We start from the raw sequence: 18752 nt of genomic DNA on the forward strand, positions 1-18752 counted from the left end.
GCCCCCTCTTGTCGGGGGCCGGGCCGATGCCGATGCCGTACGGGGTCCGGTCCGTCAGCGGACGGTCGCGCCGAAGGCGACGCCGGTCGCCGGGATGCCGCCCTCGCCGGGCTTGAACGTCACCGTCGGGGCGCCGCCGGAGGCGACGTTCCACGGGAAGCCGTGGACCGCGCGGCCCTCGGCGGGGCCGTAGGGCATGCCGACGTAGAGGACGGACGGGGTCGCGGCCAGGGAGAGACCGGCGAGCTGGCGCGGCGCCGGGACGCCCGGGACGCCGTAGCCGGGGTCGATCCACTGGTCGGAGGCGCCGGCCGGGCCGACCAGCGGGACGATCTGGACGCCGCCCTTCTCCGCGTGCTCCTCGGAGGACTCCTCGCCGGGGACGCCGATGGCGAGCCGTGTCGTGGTGCCCGTGGAGACGGCGTTCGGGGAGGTGTTGACGGCGGCGAGCCGCTTGCCGAAGAAGTCGCCGGGATCGGACTCCTGGTCGACGTCGGCGGAGTTCTGGTCGATCCAGGCGGTCTCGGTGAACGAGCCCGCGGCCGAGACGCGGAAGACCTGGACGGCGCCCGCGTCGACGGTGGTCGAGAGGTCCTCGCCGGGAACGCCGACGGCGAGGAGCGACTCGGTGGTGGAGGTGGCGCCGGAGGCGCGGTACGGGACCATCGCGAGGGCGGCGCCGAACTGGTCGCCGACCTCCTCGGCGCCGCCGATCACGTCCTGGTCCTGCGCCATCCCGGCCGTGGGCTTGGGGTAGCCGGAGGTGAGGGCGTGGGTGAACAGGGCCACGCCGCCCGCGAACGGGACGGTGCCGACGGCCTCGCCGGGGGCGCCGACCGCGAAGTGGGTCGGGGTGGCGGCGATGGTGGAGCCGAAGCGGTCGTCCTGCTCGGCCGCGCCGGGGATGGCACCCGCGGTCTCGGTGTCCTGGCCGTTCATGGTCACCGTCATCGCGGTGCCGCTGACGTAGTAGAAGGCGCCCGCGTCGTCGATGGTGCCGAGGGACTCGCCGGGGCTGCCGATGATGAGGTACGGCTGACCGGCCGAGGTCTTGCCGGCCGCGACGGCGTAGCCGACCCAGTCGTCGGCCTCGGGGCCGCCGCCGAGGGCCTTGCCCTCGCCCTGGTAGAACTCGCGGACCGGCTTGGTGCCCGCGTTGATCCCGCTGGTGGAGCCGAAGACGACATGGACGGCGCCGGAGTCGGGATTGGTGCCGATGTCCTCGTACGGCGAGCCGAGGACGAGGTCGCTGCACCCGTCGAGGTCGGCGTCGTAGACGGCCATCGCGTAGCCGTACCGGTCGCCCGGCTCGGGGACGCCGGGGATGTTCTCCAGGGACTGGGTGAGCGTCACCTGTCCCTTGCCGCCGCCGTAGACGACGTACACGGCACCCGCCTCGGCGACGCCGGCGTCGGCCGCCTCCGGGTCGGCGATCACGGTGTCGCGTAAGCCGTCACCGTTGAAGTCCGACTCGACACCCGAGGGACACGCCACGGCGGCCGCGGCCGGCGTGACCCCGGCCCCGATCCCCCAGGCGATCAACGCCCCCGACACCACCGCGGCAGCACTGTGCCGCCAACGCCAAGTTTTCCCCACCGTGAACTCAGCCTCGCCCCGTTGGTCAAGAAAGAACCGACAAACAAACGCCAAAGATCATCTCGACGGTGACGCGTACATGCAAGAGATTGTTCAACTGGGAACCCATGACATGGATCACAGATTCGCCACAACGGGCGCACAGATATGGACAGTTGACGAAGTTCCCGAGCCGCCCCAGCCGCCGCGCCGCGCACCGCATTCCCCTCCGCCCCGCCACCCCTCCGCGCGATTCCCCGGGCCCCGTATGCTCACCGGGCGAACCCAGACACCGGAAGGCGAAGAAGTGAACTACAGGGTCCAGCCCAGCGCGCAGGTCGACGGGAGTGCCGAGATCGGTGCCGGCAGCAGTGTCTGGGACCTCGCGCAGATCCGTGAGGGCGCGCGCCTCGGTGAGGGGTGTGTGATCGGCCGGGGTGCGTACGTCGGCTCGGGCGTGCGGATGGGCGACAACTGCAAGCTCCAGAACTACGCGCTCGTCTACGAGCCCGCCGAGCTGGGTGACGGTGTCTTCATCGGCCCGGCGGTCGTCCTCACCAACGACCACAACCCGCGTTCCGTGGACCCCGACGGCAAGCAGAAGCGCGGCGGCGACTGGGAGGCCGTCGGCGTCAAGATCTCCGACGGGGCGTCGATCGGCGCCCGCGCCGTGTGCGTCGCGCCGATCACCATCGGCCGCTGGGCGATGATCGCCGCGGGCGCCGTCGTCACCAAGGACGTCCCCGACTTCGCCCTCGTCGTCGGCGTCCCCGCCCGCCGCATCGGCTGGGTCGGCCGCGCCGGCGTCCGCCTCACCGAGCACACCGACGAGCCCGGCGTCTGGGAATGCCCCCAGACGGGCGAGCTGTACGACGAGAAGGACGGCGTCCTGACGGAACGCGCCGTCTGACCGGCACCGCACCACACGCCGAGGACCACGAAGAATGGATGAGCAGTGGGCATAGCCCGTCAGTCAGGTGAGCCGTCCGGGAGCCTGGCCGGTCGTGGCCGTCTGCCGTCGCTGACCGGGTTGCGGTTCTGGGCGGCCCTGGTCGTCGTCCTGTACCACCTCTCCCGTCAGGCCGGGCGCCTGCCGGTGCTGAGCGACCTGGCCTGGTACGGCCGCAGCGGTGTGACGTTCTTCTTCGTCCTGTCCGGGTTCGTCCTGGCGTGGACGTACGACGGGAAGAGCGTGCCCGCGAAGGTGTTCATGTGGCGTCGCTTCGCCCGGATCTGGCCGATGCTCGCCGTGTCGGTGGTCGCCTCCGTCGCCGCCTGGCACGCCCTGGGCACGGAGTGGTCCCGCAAGGGCGTCGTCGCGACGCTGCTGCTGGTCAACGCCTGGGTCCCGGAGCAGGCGCTGCTGAAGGGCGGCAATCCGGCGGCCTGGTCGCTCAGTGACGAGGCGTGGTTCTACGCCACGTTCCCGCTGCTCATGGCGCTGCCGCTGCTGCGCACCTCGCGCCGTCGGCTGTGGGTGGCGATCACCGTGTGCGCCGCCTCGCTCGCCGTGTGGCTGGCCGGCTCGGAGATCACCGACCTGCTGACCCGCCGCTGGTTCCTCGACTACTTCCCGCCGGTCCGGATGCTCCAGTTCGTGCTCGGTGTCGCCGCCGGACTCGCCGTCAAGCGGGGCTGGCGTCCGCCGGTCAACCTGCCGGTCGCGGTGGCGCTCGTGGTGGCCTTCCAGGTGGCGCTCATCCCGTGGTCGCGTGCCGTCCCGGACTCCGCCTGGAACAGCGCGTACAGCGCTTCGCACCTGCTGTCGGCGCCGCTCTTCGCCGCGCTGGTCTCCGCGGCCGCGTACAGCGACCTCCAGCGCCGGACCACCGGTCTCGGCGGTTCGTGGATGATCCGGCTCGGCAACTGGTCGTTCGCCTGGTACCTGATCCACGAGATCGTGCTGCGGGTTCTGCTGGAGGTGACCGGCCGCCCCGGCAGCACCGTCGACACGGCGGTCTTCTGGGCGCTCGTGCTGGGGGTGAGCCTGGCGCTGGCGGGTCTCGCCTACCACTGCGTGGAGCATCCGCTGGAGCGCTTCCTGCGCCGCGTGGGCCCCCGCGTGCCCGAACGGCCGCGGCACCGTAAGGACGAGGCCCTGCCGGTGTCGTGACGCCGCCCTAGTCGGCGGGGCGTGGTTCCGGGGCCGGTGCCGCTGTGCCTGCCGCTGCCGGCGTCGGGTGCTGGGCCCTGTACCGCTCCACCAGCACCGGCACCCCCAGGATCACCGGTGTCCACATCAGGACGCCGAGGCGGTCCGCCTCCTAGGGGAGGGGGTGGTTGGTGAGGACGAAGGCTCCGGTGAGGGCCGTGGCCGTGGCGAGGGGGCCGAGGCCGTCGCCGTGGCGGGTCAGGGTCCAGGCCGCGACGGCGGTGAGGGCCAGGAAGTACGGCATGGCCGCCTGCTGGGCGAACCAGTCCTGCCAGAAGCGGGCGGCCAGACCGAAGAGCCGGGACCAGGGGTTGGGCACCGCCGGGGCGGTGAAGTGGCGTGTGAAGGTGTCCTGGAGCGTGGTCTGCGAGGACGGCAGGGACAGGACCCGCATCGCCACCCCCACCAGGACCGCGGTCAGCGCCGAGAGGCCCGCGAGCACGGCCGCGCCCCGATGCCGTCGGTGGCGGGAGAGGCACAGCGTTCCCGTCACGGCTGCCGCCATGAACGCGGCGAACACCAGGGCCGACGAGTAACGGGTCACCGCGGCCACCGCGTAGGCGAGCGCCACACCGGCGACGGCCCCGGGCCCGACCCGGCCCCGCAGCAGCGCCAGGCCGCCCCACAGCACCCCGAGCACGCACACCGTGAACAGCCCCTCGCCCAGGGCCTGCGCGCTCCACCAGCCCAGCGGGGTGACGAGGAAGGCCACCTGGCCGGTGAGGGCGGCGGCAGGGGTCAGTCCGGCGCCCCGGCGCAGCAGGCCGAAGACCAGCAGGGAGCCGCCCGCCGCCGTGAGCAGGCCGAGCAGCCGCAGGCCGTCCAGCACGCCCAGCACGCCGACGAAGGGCACCGCGAGCAGCGGATAGCCGGGGCGGGCGGAGAAGATGGCCTGGTAGCGGGGGTCGGCCGTGGTGATGTCCTCGGCGTCCGCCCACCGGCGCACGCACGAGCGGTCCGCCTCGGCCTCCAGCGTCCGCTCGTCGTCACCACCGTGGGCCGCAGCCGCGCCTCGTGCGCCTCCTTCCGCGCCCGGCTCACACAGAACGCGGCGAGCGCCGTACGGTGCGCCTCCGCCCGGGACGCGCCCAGGTACTGCTCGGCGGCGCGGGCGTACCGGTAGGAGTCCGGGAACAGCGTCCACCGGTCGCCGGAGGCCGACTGGAGGACGGCGTACAGGACACAGACCAGCAGGGGCAGCGCGACCCGCACCCGGCGCGCTCCGGCAGCGGACACGTGCGGCTCCCCCGGTGACGGACGGCGGACAACGGACGGTGGACAACGGACTACGGCCCCGGCCGAGAAGGCCGGGGCCGCATCCTACGACGTCATACCGCGTCAGCCGCCGATGACCACCCGCCGGACGCCCTTCCATGCCTCCGGGTCGGTGGTGCGGCGGCCGTCGACGAGGACCGTGACGTCCGGCAGGTCCGCCGGGGTCAGGGTGCGGTACTCGGCGTGGTCGGCCTGGAGGATCGCCGCGGAGACCTTCTCACCGGCGTGCGGCGGCAGGCCGTGCGCGGCCAGCTCCTCGGCCGTGTACATCGGGTCGGAGACGAACGGCACCGCGCCGCGCGCCCGGAGCGCCTCGACGGTCGGGAAGACGCCCGAGAACGCCGTCTCCTTCACGCCGCCGCGGTAGGCGGCGCCCAGCACCAGGACGTTGACGCCGGTCAGGTCGCCGTAGGCAGCGGCGAGCAGGTCCACCGCGTACTCCGGCATCGCGGCGTTCGCCTCACGGGCGGAGCGCACGACGGTGGCCGCCGGGTCGTTCCACAGGTACATCCGCGGGTAGATCGGGATGCAGTGCCCGCCGACGGCGATGCCCGGCTGGTGGATGTGGCTGTACGGCTGCGAGTTGCAGGCCTCGATGACCTTCTTGACGTCGATGTCGTTCTGGTCGGCGAAGCGGGCGAACTGGTTCGCCAGGCCGATGTTGACGTCCCGGTAGGTGGTCTCGGCGAGCTTGGCCAGCTCGGATGCCTCCGCCGTGCCCAGGTCCCAGACACCGTTGGCCTGCGGCAGGTCGGGGCGCTCGTCGAAGTCGAGGACCTGCTCGTAGAACTCCACACCGCGGGCGGTGGACGCCTCGTCGACGCCGCCGACCAGCTTGGGGTAGCGGCGCAGGTCGGCGAAGACCCGGCCGGTGAGGACACGCTCCGGGGAGAACACCAGGTGGAAGTCCTCGCCCGCGGTCAGACCGGAGCCCTCGGCCAGCATCGGCGCCCAGCGGGTGCGGGTGGTGCCGACCGGCAGCGTCGTCTCGTACGAGACCAGCGTGCCGGGCTTGAGGCCCTGGGCGATCGCCTTGGTCGCGGCGTCCATCCAGCCGAAGTCGGGGGTGCCCTCGGCGTCCACGAACAGCGGGACGACCACGACGACGGCCTCGGACTCGGCGACCGCGGACGCGGTGTCCGTGGTCGCGCTGAGCAGACCGGCGTCGACGGCCTGCTTCAGCTTGACGTCCAGGTCGTGCTCACCGGGGAACGGCTCGACACCGGCGTTGACCAGCTCGACGACCTTCTCGTTCACGTCCGCGCCGATGACCCGGTGGCCCTTGGAGGCGAACTGAACCGCCAGCGGGAGCCCGATCTTGCCGAGCGCTACTACACAGATGTTCATGGAGGGTCGCTACTTCTTCCTTTTGGAACGGGACTTCAGTTTCCGGGCGAGGCTCCCCAGTGCCCGCCGGACGAACGTCCTCTTCGGGGGATTCAGCCGGGCGGTGTCGATCACCACACGCCCCTTCGGGTTGACCACGGCCGACGCCCGGTACGGGTCGCCGTCCCGGCCCCACCGACGGGCCAGCGGCATGGGCAGGCCCTTGCCGCGCACGGGTATCTCGTACGTCTCACCCGCCACGTCGACGTACACGCGCACGCCCCGCTTGCCGGTGACGAGGTCCAGCGGGACCCGGGCGTGCAGCAGGGTCGCGGTGCCGTCGGGTGCCGTCTCCCGGGTCATCTCGCCCACCACGGGAGGCAGTTCGTGATCGTCCTTCAGCCGGCGCGCGCCCGCCTTGTCCGCGGAACCGGGCATCGCGCCCTTGGCGAGGCGCAGCACCGCGCTGCCGACGTCACCGAGGACGGGCAGCCGTACGGACGCGGTGTAGGCGAGGGCCTCGCCCTCCTGGTCCCAGCCGGACGCCACCAGCTCGGTGCCGGCCGCGAGACGGCCCGGGACCTTCTCCCCGACCAGCTCGTACACCCGGTCGGGAACCCCGACGAGCGCGTCACGGAAGCCGGGGTAACGGGCGTAGGCGCGCTCGCCGTCGAGGACGAACGGGGGCGCCCCGTACTCCTTCTCCGACGAGATCGCCTCGGCCAGCTCGTCGATCGCGCCCGCGCGCGCGAGGGCGATCCGCACCCGGCGCTTGACGTCCATGGCGTCCCGGATGCCGTCCGTGAAGTACTGGTCGGCCAGCCGGGCGATGCCCGCGCACAACTGGCGCTGCAACTCCCGGTCCAGGGACGGGAAGTCGTCCTGGACGAGCTTGGCCAGCTCCCAGGTGAAGTGCCGGCGCAGCACCGCGTCGCGCTCCGGGCCCGCCTCGATGAGACCGGCCGTGAAGTCCATGATCTCGGCCGCCGCCGCCAGCCGCGCCAGATGGTCGGCGCGGTAGGTGATGTTGCTGGCGTCGCCCCGCTTGACCGCGTAGTAGCAGGTGTAGTCGGCGACCACCGACACCTTCCGGGCGCGCACGATCGCCTCGATGGTGAACGGCTGGTCGCTGCCCACCGGCAGATGCTCGGGGAACCGCAGATGGTGCTTCTCCACCAGCTCGCGCCGGAACAGCTTGGTGTTGGCGAGGGTGAAGGGCAGCGCCGAGTCGGTCAGCCCGACGTGCTCGGCGTTCTCCTTGTAGAGCGCCTGGTGCACGTACCGGCCGTTGGTGCCGGCCATCTTGCCGACGACGACGTCCGCGTCGTTGTCGTCGGCGCACTTCACCATGCGCTCCAGCGCTTCCTCGCCGAGGTAGTCGTCGGAGCCGATGAAGTACACGTAACGGCCGGTGGCCACGTCCAGCGCACGGTTGCTGGGCGCGGCCGGGCCGCCGGAGTTGGGCTGGTGGATCACCTTGACGGTGTCCGGGTACAGCGCCGCGAACCGGTCCAGTTCGCGGCCGCTGTCGTCCGTGGAGCCGTCGTCGACCGCGACGACCTCCAGGCGCTCTCTGCCGATGCTCTGCCCGATCAGGGAGTTCAGGCACTCCGTCAGGTAGGGCATCGTGTTGTACACCGCGACGACGACGCTGACGTCCGGCGCGGTGCTCATGCGCCCGCCTCCACCGGTCTGCGCTCGGCCGGACGGACCGCGCTGCCGGGAACCAGCCGGGTGTACACCTTGTCGAGCAGCTCGGCCTGGGCCTCCCAGGTCCACTCGTCGAGCAGTCCGTCGCGGTCGTAGACGCCGCGGTAGCGGTCGGCGTCGCCGAGCACCGACTTCACGGCCCGTACGTAGTCCTCGACGTCCTCGGCGCGGAAGACCTCGCCCTGGCCGGTGCGCTGGACCATCTCGCCCATCGTCTTCACATCGCTGACGATCAGCGGCAGCCGCGCGTGCGAGTACTCGAAGAACTTGGTGATCAGGGCGATCTCGTGGTTCGGCCAGTGGTGGATCGGGATGACCCCGAGGTCCGCCGCCGCCAGGAACCGCACCACCTGGTAGTGCGGCACGTACGGCAGGATGTGCAGCCGGTCGGAGACGCCCAGTTCCTCGGCGCGCTCGCTCAGGGTCCGCATGTACTCGGACTCGGTGTTGAGCACGACGAACGCGGTGTGCACGTCCGGGAGCTGCGGCAGCGACTCGACCATGATGTCGAGGCCGCGCTGCGGGGCGGCGGCGCCGCTGTACACGGTCAGCGGCACGTCCGCGCCGATGCCGCACAGTTCGCGCAGGTCCGGGACCGGCTCGGCGGCCTGCTCCGGGGAGACCTCGGCGTCGGGCGCGTTCAGCACGACGGCGGGGCGCTCCGTGAGCGAGTGCCGCTCCTGGAGCATCCCGGCGAGGGTGTCGGACACCGTGGTCACGGCGTCGGCGAACCGCGAGTACTCCAGCTCGTGCGCGCACTGCGCGAGGTGCCAGCGCGGGTGCGGGTTCCACGGCTTGATGCCGGGCAGGAACTCGTGCGCGTCCCAGACCAGCTTCACGTTGCGGCCGCAGGCCCGGGCGCGCAGGGTCGCGCGGGCGCCGACGCCGAGCATCCGGAAGTCGTTGGCGTGGATGAGGTCCGGGTCCAGCTCGTCGATGACCTTGCCGTACGCCAGCTCCATGTCCCACAGGTGCGGGTCGAGCCTGCGCCAGCTACGGGTGCCCATGGTGCGGTGCCAGAACGCGGTGGTGAACCGGTCCAGCGGGCCTTCCATCTCCTTGCGGCTCTTCTCCAGCTTCGCGGTCTTGCGGGCCCGCAGGTTCACCCAGTTCTGGATGAAGCGGGACGCCAGCCGGGGCAGCACCAGCCGCAGCTTGGTGAGGAAGGAGCCTTCCTGCTGGGCGAGGATCAGCCGGATGTTGAGATCGGCACGCCACGCCTTGATCTTCTGCCGGCGGTACGCGGCCAGCGGGCCGGGCTTGTAGGCCAGCGGCGAGCGCAGCACGGCCCGGCGGTACTCGTGGCGACGGCGGTGCAGCGGACCGGGGACCGGCAGCAGACGCACCTGCGCCTCACCGATCTGCCAGGTCGTCTCCTGCTTCCCCCGTGCCTTGCCGAGCAGGACGACGTCCCACCCGGCGGCGGCGGCCGAACGTGCTTCCTTCTGCACGCGCGAGTCGCCGTTCACCCCGTTGTCGACCAGCATGACGATGCGTCCCCGCACCGACTTCCGCGCCGACGTGTTCTCAAGAGCCATGAGTTGCCAGATCCTCCACCTGAAGGGAAACGCTACGGTTCTGGGTCGCCGACTCCAGCACAGCGGCCGCCACCTGAACCGTACGCATCCCCTGGCGCAGGGTGCAGATGTCGGCGTCCTTGCCGAGCACCGCGTCCCGGAACAGTTCGTGCTCGACCAGCAGCGGCTCGCGCTTCGGTATGGCGTAGCGGATCATGTCGCCCTCGGAGACCCCGCGGAACGCCTGGAGGGCCTCCCACTCGGTGGTCACCGCGGAGTTGGAGTGGAAGGTCAGGTCGGCGGTGAGGGTGTCGGCGATGAAGCAGCCGCGCTCACCGGTGACCGAGGTGAACCGCTCCTTGAGCGGGCTCAGCCAGTTCACCAGGTGGTTGACCATGGTGCCGTCGTCGAGGCGGCCGACCGCGGAGACCATGTCCTCGTGGACGCGGCCGCTCTTGGAGACGGTGTGCGCGGCGATGGACACGTACTCACGGCCCGTCACCCAGCCGGTGAGGTCGATGTCGTGGGTGGCGAGGTCCTTGACCACGCCGACGTCCGCGATGCGGTGCGGGAAGGGGCCCTGGCGGCGGGTGACGACCTGGTAGACGTCGCCCAGCTCACCGGCCTCCAGCCGGGTGCGCAGCGAGCGCAGCGCCGGGTTGCAGCGCTCGATGTGACCGACGCCGGCCACCAGCGAACGCGATTCGAACGCCTCGACGAGCCGGCGGGCGCCGTCCACGGTCTCGGCGACGGGCTTCTCGATGAGCGCGCACACGCCGGCCTCGGCGAGCGCCAGACCGACCTGCTCGTGCAGATGGGTGGGGCAGGCCACGACGGCGTAGTCCACGCCGAGCGCGATCAGCTCCTCGACGGTGTCCAGGATCGGCGCGCCCTGGGCGGCGCCGAACTTGTCGCCCATCGGGTCGACGACGCCGACCAGGTCGACGCCCTCCAGACCCGACAGGACACGGGCGTGGTGACGCCCCATCGAACCGAGGCCGACGAGTCCGGCCCGCAGCGGCTTACCGGTGCTCACAGCTCCCCCAGCGCGTTCACGGCGGCGACGATCCGCTCCAGGTCCCGCGCGGACAGCGCCGGGTGGACGGGCAGCGACACGACCTCGGCGGCGGCGCGCTCCGTCTCGGGCAGGTCCCAGGTGCGGCCGGCCTTCTGGTCCGGCTCCCAGTACGGCTTCAGCCGGTGGATGGGGGTCGGGTAGTACACGGCGTTGCCCACGCCGGCCTCGGTGAGGCGGGCCATGGCGGCGTCGCGGTCGCCGCGGATGCGCACGGTGTACTGGTGGTAGATGTGCCGGGCGCCCTCGGCGACCTTCGGCGTGACCACGTTCGGCGCGCTGATGTGCTCGGTGAGGTAGGCGGCGTTGGCGATGCGCTGCTCGGTCCAGCCGTCGAGCTTGCGGCGCTGGACGCGGCCGATCGCGGCGGAGACGTCCGTCATGCGGACGTTGGCGCCGACGATCTCGTTGGCGTAGCGCTGCTCCATGCCCTGGTTGCGCAGCAGGCGCAGGGTGCGGGCGACCTCGGCGTCACCGGTGGAGATCATGCCGCCCTCGAGGCTGTGCATGTTCTTCGTCGGGTAGAAGCTGAAGGTGCCGGCGGCACCGAAGGCGCCGACCGGGGTGCCGTTGAGCGCGGCCGCGTGGGCCTGGCAGGCGTCCTCGACGACGGCGAGCCCGTGCTTGGCGGCGATGGCCATGATGCGGTCCATCGCGGCCGGGTGGCCGTAGAGGTGGACCGGCATGATCGCGGCGGTGCGCGGCGTGATGGCCGCCTCGACCGCGGCGGGGTCCAGACAGAAGGTGTCGGCATCGATGTCGGCGAAGACCACGTCGGCGCCGACCAGCCGGACGACGTTCGCGGAGGCGGCGAAGGAGAACGACGGCACGATGACCTCGTCGCCCGGGCCGATGTCCAGCGCCATCAGGGCCAGGTGCAGGGCGGAGGTGCCGGAGTTGACCGCGACACAGTGGCGCCCGTCGACCAGCTCCGAGAACTCCTCCTCGAAGGCGGCCACCTCGGGGCCCTGGACGACCATGCCGCTGCGCAGCACGCGCACCGCGGCCTCGATCTCCTCCTCGGCGATCACTGGTCTGGCGGCCGGTATGAACTCATGGGCGTCGGTCATCGACATCCCCTCCTCTACGGCGACCTCGAAGGCGCACCACGTCATGCAGGGTCGGGAAGGGCCATGTCGATGCTCAGCACGGCCGCATCCCTGTGTCCACCGGCGCCTGTGGGCGAGTGGACGGGTTGTACGCAGGAGCCCGCCCCCCGAGGGTTCCTGGCGGGAAGTCAGCCGTACCCGGTCCGGAGGGCCGGAGGTGCTCATCGGCTGTGGTCACGGTGTGCATGTCTTTGGCCACCGGGACCAGACTGCACGTTACCAGCACGGGGACGGCATTTTTCGCGGGTGTTACCACAGAGAAACCCAGGGCTCTGGTGCGCTCCATCACAAGCAAGACACAGAGTAACTCCACGATGAACGCACGGCGACGCGGGTACGTGGGGGTGGCAGCCGGCACAGGCCCACGCAGACGGCGGCGCGGGCGCCCGGTGGGATCCGGGTGCCCGCGCCGCCGTCGGGGTGAGACCGGGTCAGTCCTCCGTGGAGGCCGACACGGACGGCGCGCTCTGCTGTGCCGCCACCGTCTTCTTCGCCGTGGTGGCCTTGGCCGCCTTCTTGGCCGTCGTCTTCTTGGCGACGGTCTTCTTCGCGGCGGTCGCGGTCGTCTTCTTGGCCGCCGTCTTCTTGGTGGCGGCCTTCTTCGCCGTGGCCTTCTTGGCCGTCTTGCGCGCGGCGGTCTTCTTGGCGGGAGCGGCGGCCTCCGGCTCGTCGGCGACCGGTGCCTCGGCCTCGGGTGCCTCGGCCACGTCGGCCACCGGTGCTTCGGACGCCTCGGACGCCTCCGCCGACGGGACGACCACGACGGCCGTCTCCTCCGACGCGGTCGGCGCGGTGGCCTTGCGCACGGCGCGGCGCCGCGGGCGGGCCGGGGCCGCGCTCTCGGCGACCGGCTCGGCGGCGACCGGCTCCACGGCCACCGGCTCGGGCGCGGCCTCGGCCTGCTCGACCGGAGCGGCCACGGGCTCGGTGACCGTCACGACGGCGGCCTCCGCCCCGGCGGGCGAACCGGCCGGCGCGGACACCTTCCGGGTGGCACGCCGACGCGTCCGCCCCTTGGGCGCGGCGGCCTCGTCGACGGCCGGGGCCTCGACCACGGCGGCCGTCTCCTCGGACGCGACCGGCGCCTCGACGACCGGGTCCTCCACCGCGACCGGCTCCGCGTGCGCGGCGACCGCGTCGGCCGGCTGCACCGGCCGCTCGGACTCCGCCTCGGCGCCGACCCCTTGGGCCGTGGCCGCCTCGGCGCCGCTCTGCCGCCGCGACCCGCCGCTCCGCGGCGCGCCCGCCGGAGCGGACGCCCGTCGGCCGGACCGGCGACGGCTCCGCCCGCGCGAGGCCGCGGCCTCCGCCTCGGCGACGCTGCTGAACAGCTCCTCGTCCAGGGCGAAGTCGGGCGCGGAGAGCGCGACCGGCTCGGCCACCTCCGCGGCGACCTCCGCCTCGGTCTCGGCGTCGGTGTCCTCGACGGCCACGGCCGCCTCGGTCACGTCGGCGGTCACCGTCTCGTGCTCGTGGTCGTGGCCGGACGCGTCGCCGCCACGGCCCCGCTTCTTGCGCTTGCCGCCGCCACCGGGGGACGTCGGCTGCTCCATGTGGACGATGACACCACGGCCGTTGCAGTGCACACAGGTCTCGGAGAACGACTCCAGCAGACCCTGGCCGACCCGCTTGCGGGTCATCTGCACGAGGCCCAGCGAGGTCACCTCGGCCACCTGGTGCTTCGTACGGTCCCGGCCCAGGCACTCCAGCAGACGCCGCAGCACCAGATCGCGGTTGGACTCCAGGACCATGTCGATGAAGTCGATGACGATGATGCCGCCGAGGTCGCGCAGCCGGAGCTGGCGCACGATCTCCTCGGCCGCCTCCAGGTTGTTCCTGGTGACCGTCTCCTCGAGGTTGCCGCCCTGACCGGTGAACTTGCCGGTGTTGACGTCGACCACGACCATCGCCTCGGTCCGGTCGATCACCAGCGAACCGCCGCTCGGCAGCCAGACCTTGCGGTCCAGCGCCTTGGCGAGCTGCTCGTCGATCCGGTAGGTGGCGAAGACGTCGACCTCGGAGGTCCACCGCGACAGCCGCTCGGCCAGGTCGGGGGCGACATGCGCGACGTACCCGTGGATGGTCGACCACGCCTCGTCGCCGCTGACGACGACCTTGGAGAAGTCCTCGTTGAAGATGTCGCGGACCACCCGGACGGTCATGTCCGGCTCGCCGTAGAGCAGCGTCGGGGCGTTGCCGCTCTTGGCCTTCTTCTGGATCTCCTCCCACTGCGCCTGGAGCCGCTCGACGTCACGGCGCAGCTCGTCCTCGCTCGCGCCCTCGGCGGCGGTGCGCACGATGACGCCCGCGTCCTCGGGGACGATCTTCTTGAGGATCGTCTTCAGCCGGGCCCGCTCGGTGTCGGGCAGCTTGCGGCTGATGCCGGTCATCGAGCCCTCGGGCACGTACACGAGGTAGCGGCCCGGCAGGGAGACCTGGCTGGTCAGACGGGCGCCCTTGTGACCGATGGGGTCCTTGGTGACCTGGACGAGCACCGACTGGCCGGACTTCAGCGCGGACTCGATACGGCGCGGCCCGTTGGCCATGCCGAGCGCCTCGAAGTTGACCTCACCGGCGTACAGGACGGCGTTGCGCCCCTTGCCGATGTCGATGAACGCGGCCTCCATCGACGGCAGCACGTTCTGGACCTTGCCCAGGTAGACGTTGCCGACGTACGAGGTCGACTGCTCCTTGTTGACGTAGTGCTCGACGAGCACGCCGTCCTCCAGGACGCCGATCTGGGTGCGCTCGCCGCTCTGGCGGACGACCATCACCCGCTCGACGGCCTCGCGGCGGGCCAGGAACTCGGCCTCGGTGATGATCGGGACGCGCCGGCGGCCCTGCTCACGGCCTTCGCGGCGGCGCTGCTTCTTGGCCTCCAGACGGGTCGAGCCCTTGATGGACTGCACCTCGTCGGACGGCTCGGAGGGCTTGCGCGGCTCACGGACCTTGACGACCGTGCGCTCGGGGTCGCCGTCACCGGCCTCGGCGTCGGTGGAACCGTCCCCGGCACGGCGGCGACGGCGCCGGCGACGACGGCTGCCCGCGGTGGAGCCGGCCGCCTCCTCCTCGGCGTCCTCGTCCTCCTGCTCGGCGGTGTCCTCGGCGTCCTGCTCCGCCTGCTCGGCGGCCAGTTCGTCGGTGTCGTCCCCGGCGTCACCGTCGGCGGACTCGCCCCGGCGGCGGCGACGGCCACCGCGGCGGCGACGGCGGCGCGAGCCGGTCTCCTCGCCGTCGTCGTCACCCTCGACGGCGTCCTCGGCGGCCTCGTCGGCCTCCTCCTCCGCCTCGGGCTCCTCCTCCGCGACGGGCGCGGCAGCGGCGGGGCGGGGGGCCTCGGTCTCCTCGGCGGCGGGGGCGCCCCGGCGGCGACGGCGACGGCGCGAGCCGGACGGCTCCTCCGCCACGGGCTCCTCGGTCTCCTCGACCTCGGTGGGCTCCTCGGGCTCCTCGGCCACGGCGGCCGCGGCCTCGGCGGCGGCCCGCTGCGGCGTCTGGAACTGCGGCTCGGCGAACACGGGCGCCTGGAACACGGCGACGGCGGGACGCGCCGGGCGACGCGGGGAGTCGCCCTCGTCACCGCCCTTGGCGCGCGCGGGCTCGGAGAACCCGCCGGCGGCGCGGCGCACGACACGGCGGCGCGGACGGCGGGAACCGGAGTCCTCGTCGTCGGCGGCCTCGGGGGTCTCGGGGGCCTGCTCCACGGCGACGGCGGGCGCCTCGGCGGCCTCGGTCTCCGCGGGCGCACCGGCGGGGGCGGAGGCCCGGCGGCTGGCGCGACGGCGGGTACGCGGCGCGGGCTCGTCGGCGACGGCCTCGGCAGCCGGCACGGCCTCGACGGCGGCGGTCTGCTCGGTGTCGTCCATGCTCACCGGCGTCACGGCCTCGGCGGTCTCCTCGGCGGCGGCCGCGGTCACCCGGCGGGTGGCCCGGCGACGGGTCCGCGGCGCGGGCGCCTCTTCGACGGCCTCCACGGCCTCGACGGCCGCGGGCTCCACGGTCTCGGCGGTCTCAGGGGCCTCGGCGCTCTCGGCGGCCTCGGGCGCCCCGGCCGGCGCGGACACGCGGCGGGTGGCGCGGCGGCGGGTACGGCGCGGCGCGGCGTCCTCGGCGGGGGCCTCGGCCTCGTCGGTCACCTCGGCGGCCGGGCTCCCGGCGCTCGCCTCGACGGGCGCGGCGGCCGCTACGACGGTCTCGGCGGCCTCGGCCGCCGCGGGGGCCCCGGCCGGCGCGGACGCCCGGCGGGTGGCCCGACGGCGGGTACGCGGCGCGGGCTCCTCGACGGCGTCGGCGACGGTCTCGTCGATCTTGGTTTCCTCGACGCCCTCGGCGAGGTCGGCGTCCTCCTCCGCCAGGGCCTCGACGGACTCCGCGGCCGGTATGGCCGGCGCGGTGATCTCCGTCGACGCCTCGGCACCGGCGGCCGGCGGGCCGGCGGGCCGGGAAGCGGCACGGCGCCGGCGACGCGGCGGCAGGGTGTCGCTGGGGGTGTCGTTCTGGTCTGCGGAACCCTGGGCGGGTTCGGTCGGCTCGAGCATGCGGGTGTGTCTCCCGTCAGGCTCCCGGGCGCCGCGCTGGTCCGGTGCCGATCACTGGGGATCGGTCACCGCTGACGTCCGCGGCTCGCGCGCCCTGCGCGCTGCCGCCGTCCGGGGCGCGGCCGCCGCACGGGAGCTCTCTGTGTCTTGTCTCGCCGGTTCCGTACGCCGTGTTGCCTACGGCCTGGCGAAAGTCTTCTGGTGGGTGCGCTGCCCGACCCAGGTGGCTCCCGAGTACGAGGGCGGCGCTACGACGTCCGTCCCGGTGCGGGCCTTCCTTACGCCGACGCCTTCGCGGCGGCAGTCGGATCGGCCGATGGGGCCCCGGCTGCCTCGCGGTCGGGCGCGAGCGGGTCGGTCACCGCGCCGGTCTCTTCATCGAACAGCCCCTGCGCCAGCCTGGTCACCGCTGCGGGGACCGGCGGCGCCAGGTCGGCCACGGCGCGGAGACCGGACAGGACGTCGTCGGGTCGTACGGCAGGCGTCACGTGCCGAACAACCAGCCGCAGTATCGCACAGGGCCGGTCGGTCGGCCTATCAGCCGTTTCACTCTGTGTTTCGGTTCGTGCTTCGAGTCGGACGACCGCCGGGCGGGCGTCGAAGGTGCGCACGCCGTTCTTGGTCATGCGCTGGACCTCGACGGACTCGGCGGAGTTGAAGGCCTGGACGGCGCGCTCGGCGTCGGCCGCCTCCACCCCGTCGAGCCGCAGCTCCCACACCGAGGCCGTGAGCCGGTCGGCGAGGCCCGAGGTGCGGGCCTCGACCGCGTCCACGATGTCGAGCCCGGTCGGCAGCGACTCGTCGAGCAGGGCTCTCAGCTTCTCCGGATCCCGCGCCGCGGTGAGCGCGATCTCCAGGTACTCCGCCTCACTGCCCGTGCCGGTGGGTGCGGCATTGGCGTACGACACCTTCGGGTGCGGTGTGAACCCCGCCGAGTAGGCCATCGGCACCTCGGCACGGCGCAACGCGCGCTCGAAGGCACGCTGGAAGTCACGGTGGCTGGTGAACCGGAGGCGGCCGCGCTTGGTGTAGCGCAGTCGGATGCGCTGCACCGCGGGTGCGGGCGGCGGGCCTTCGGGCTGTCGCTTGCCCAGGGGACTTCTCCTTGTGTTACGGCGGTCGGGACAGTGGCGCGGATCCCCGCGGTGGCGGGGAGCAGTCCCGCCGACGCCTTCCCAGGGTCGTGCAGTCGGGATCACCCCCGCATCGGCGGGGAGGCTTCGCGCCCGGTCCTCTTTTCTAGAGTACGCGTTTGCGCGTCCACCAGTTCCCGCCGGGCGACGGTCTCCCTCTCCCGGGGTGTTCCGAAGAGGGCCCGTCGCACGTCGGCGCGGGCCTGCCGGACCGTTTCGCGGGCGGTGGCCAGGGCCTGCCGGGTGCCCCGTCCCACGGCCCGGGCGGCCTCGGCGGCGGGCCGCAGGACGGCGTCGCGCACCACGTGTCCGACGGGCGTGAGGACCGTGCGGTACACCCAGCGCGCGGGGTCCACGAAGAGCCACCGGAAGAGGGTCGCGAGGAACCGCCCGAAGGCGAGCGAGATCCGCCCGGCGATCCGCCACGCGTGCCCCAGCGCCTGCCCCACCTCATGGACGACGACCGCCAGAACCCGCCCGACGGGCACCAGCACCCACCGCCACAACCCGACCGCCGGCCACACGAACACCACCCGGCACGTCCAGTACAGGGCCAGCCCCACCCCCGTGACCAGCGCCCCCACACAGACCACGACCGCCCGGCCGACCGGCACCAGCACCCATCGCCACAGGCCGAGCGCGGGCAGGACGAACAGCACCCGGCAGGTCCAGTACAGGGCCAGCCCGACCCCGGTCACCAGTGCCGCCACACACCACACGGCCGCGCGTCCGACGGGCGCGAGGACCCGGCCGTACAGCCATCCGGCCGGTACGACGACCAGGTACCGCAGCAGCCGGAGCACGGCGTGGCCGCAGGGCGTCATCAGCCGCGCGTACACCCACGCGAGTCCGGCCCCGATCCCGCGCGCCAGCCGGAGCACCCCGGCCCAGAGGCCGAGGCCCAGCCATTCGAGGCCGGCCCAGCCGGTCCGCCCGAGCCAGACGAGCCCGTGCCCGAGCGGGGTCAGGACGGCCCGGTAGAGCCAGACCGCAGGGACGACGACCAGCACCTTCCCGAGCCAGCCGAGCGCCGTGCCGACGGGGACGACGACGTACCGCCACAGCCCCACCAGCGGCCACACGAACAGCACGCGCCCCAGCCACAGTCCCAGCCACAGCAGCCCACGGCCCACCGGCCGCAGCAGCGTGTCCAGCAGGAAGCGGCCCGCGACGACGAGCGCGTCCCAGGCCATCCGCACGGGCAGCACCAGCACGAGCGCCACGATCCGCACCGGCAGCCGGATCGCCACGACGAGACACCCCTCCGGCTGCGCCGGGGCGACGGGACGTTTCTCCAGGTCCATGCCGGTAAGGACGCCGGTCCACCCCGGATGGATGCACC

12 protein-coding genes are annotated in these 18752 nt (G+C 72.9%); 2 read left to right on the forward strand and 10 right to left on the reverse strand.

The genetic code is table 11. From position 1 onward, the window contains the following. Positions 1-54: 54 nt before the first annotated feature. Positions 55-1542: an FG-GAP repeat domain-containing protein gene (locus AFM16_RS40460; protein WP_280921796.1), complete on the reverse strand. Its 1488-nt coding sequence runs from the start codon at positions 1540-1542 to the stop codon at positions 55-57. 340 nt (positions 1543-1882) lie between these two features. Between AFM16_RS40460 and AFM16_RS13705 the strand changes: the two genes are divergently transcribed. Next, positions 1883-2485 (forward strand): acyltransferase, encoded by a 603-nt coding sequence (locus AFM16_RS13705; RefSeq protein WP_078633474.1) that lies wholly within the window; start codon positions 1883-1885, stop codon positions 2483-2485. Positions 2486-2530: 45 nt separating this feature from the next. Continuing rightward, positions 2531-3688 (forward strand): acyltransferase family protein, encoded by a 1158-nt coding sequence (locus tag AFM16_RS13710; RefSeq protein ID WP_078633475.1) that lies wholly within the window; start codon positions 2531-2533, stop codon positions 3686-3688. A 151-nt stretch (positions 3689-3839) separates the two neighbouring features. Here the strand turns inward: AFM16_RS13710 and AFM16_RS13715 are convergent, their stop codons facing one another. The 9 genes from AFM16_RS13715 to AFM16_RS13755 all read right to left on the reverse strand — a co-directional run bounded on the left by AFM16_RS13715 (position 3840) and on the right by AFM16_RS13755 (position 18714). Continuing rightward, complete coding sequence (locus tag AFM16_RS13715) at positions 3840-4673, reverse strand: hypothetical protein (RefSeq protein WP_078633476.1); 834 nt, start codon at positions 4671-4673, stop codon at positions 3840-3842. Positions 4674-5065: 392 nt separating this feature from the next. Next, complete coding sequence (locus AFM16_RS13720) at positions 5066-6349, reverse strand: nucleotide sugar dehydrogenase (RefSeq protein WP_078633477.1); 1284 nt, start codon at positions 6347-6349, stop codon at positions 5066-5068. Positions 6350-6358: 9 nt separating this feature from the next. Then, a complete protein-coding gene (locus tag AFM16_RS13725) occupies positions 6359-8002 on the reverse strand; it encodes a glycosyltransferase family 2 protein (protein WP_030779430.1) in 1644 nt (547 codons plus the stop codon). Beyond that, positions 7999-9576, reverse strand: coding sequence for a glycosyltransferase family 4 protein (locus AFM16_RS13730; protein ID WP_209313223.1), 1578 nt, complete (start codon positions 9574-9576; stop codon positions 7999-8001). The genes AFM16_RS13725 and AFM16_RS13730 overlap by 4 nt, the downstream gene beginning before the upstream one ends. Then, entirely contained in the window at positions 9566-10591 is a 1026-nt protein-coding gene (locus AFM16_RS13735; RefSeq protein WP_030779435.1) for a Gfo/Idh/MocA family protein, read from the reverse strand. The genes AFM16_RS13730 and AFM16_RS13735 overlap by 11 nt, the downstream gene beginning before the upstream one ends. Then, entirely contained in the window at positions 10588-11700 is a 1113-nt protein-coding gene (locus AFM16_RS13740; protein ID WP_030779438.1) for a DegT/DnrJ/EryC1/StrS family aminotransferase, read from the reverse strand. The genes AFM16_RS13735 and AFM16_RS13740 overlap by 4 nt, the downstream gene beginning before the upstream one ends. A gap of 470 nt (positions 11701-12170) precedes the next feature. After that, the gene (locus AFM16_RS13745) at positions 12171-16277 is read right to left on the reverse strand and encodes an Rne/Rng family ribonuclease (protein WP_078633478.1); all 4107 of its coding nucleotides are present in this window, start codon (positions 16275-16277) and stop codon (positions 12171-12173) included. Between the two features lie 278 nt (positions 16278-16555). Further along, positions 16556-17329, reverse strand: a complete 774-nt coding sequence (locus tag AFM16_RS13750) for a TIGR03936 family radical SAM-associated protein (protein ID WP_078633479.1) — start codon at positions 17327-17329, stop codon at positions 16556-16558. A gap of 143 nt (positions 17330-17472) precedes the next feature. Then, positions 17473-18714, reverse strand: a complete 1242-nt coding sequence (locus AFM16_RS13755; RefSeq protein WP_078633480.1) for a hypothetical protein — start codon at positions 18712-18714, stop codon at positions 17473-17475. Between the last annotated feature and the right edge of the window lie 38 nt (positions 18715-18752).

This window comes from Streptomyces antibioticus (assembly GCF_002019855.1).
Classification (GTDB): Bacteria; Actinomycetota; Actinomycetes; order Streptomycetales; family Streptomycetaceae; genus Streptomyces; species Streptomyces antibioticus_B.

Excerpts from the sequence above, each read along its gene's own strand:
- AFM16_RS13730 (WP_209313223.1), bottom strand. The coding sequence starts at position 9,576 with ATGGCTCTTGAGAACACGTCGGCGCGGAAGTCGGTGCGGGGACGCATC.
- AFM16_RS13740 (WP_030779438.1), bottom strand. The coding sequence starts at position 11,700 with ATGACCGACGCCCATGAGTTCATACCGGCCGCCAGACCAGTGATCGCC.
- AFM16_RS13755 (WP_078633480.1), bottom strand. The coding sequence starts at position 18,714 with ATGGACCTGGAGAAACGTCCCGTCGCCCCGGCGCAGCCGGAGGGGTGT.
- AFM16_RS13745 (WP_078633478.1), bottom strand. The coding sequence starts at position 16,277 with ATGCTCGAGCCGACCGAACCCGCCCAGGGTTCCGCAGACCAGAACGAC.
- AFM16_RS13720 (WP_078633477.1), bottom strand. The coding sequence starts at position 6,349 with ATGAACATCTGTGTAGTAGCGCTCGGCAAGATCGGGCTCCCGCTGGCG.
- AFM16_RS13725 (WP_030779430.1), bottom strand. The coding sequence starts at position 8,002 with ATGAGCACCGCGCCGGACGTCAGCGTCGTCGTCGCGGTGTACAACACG.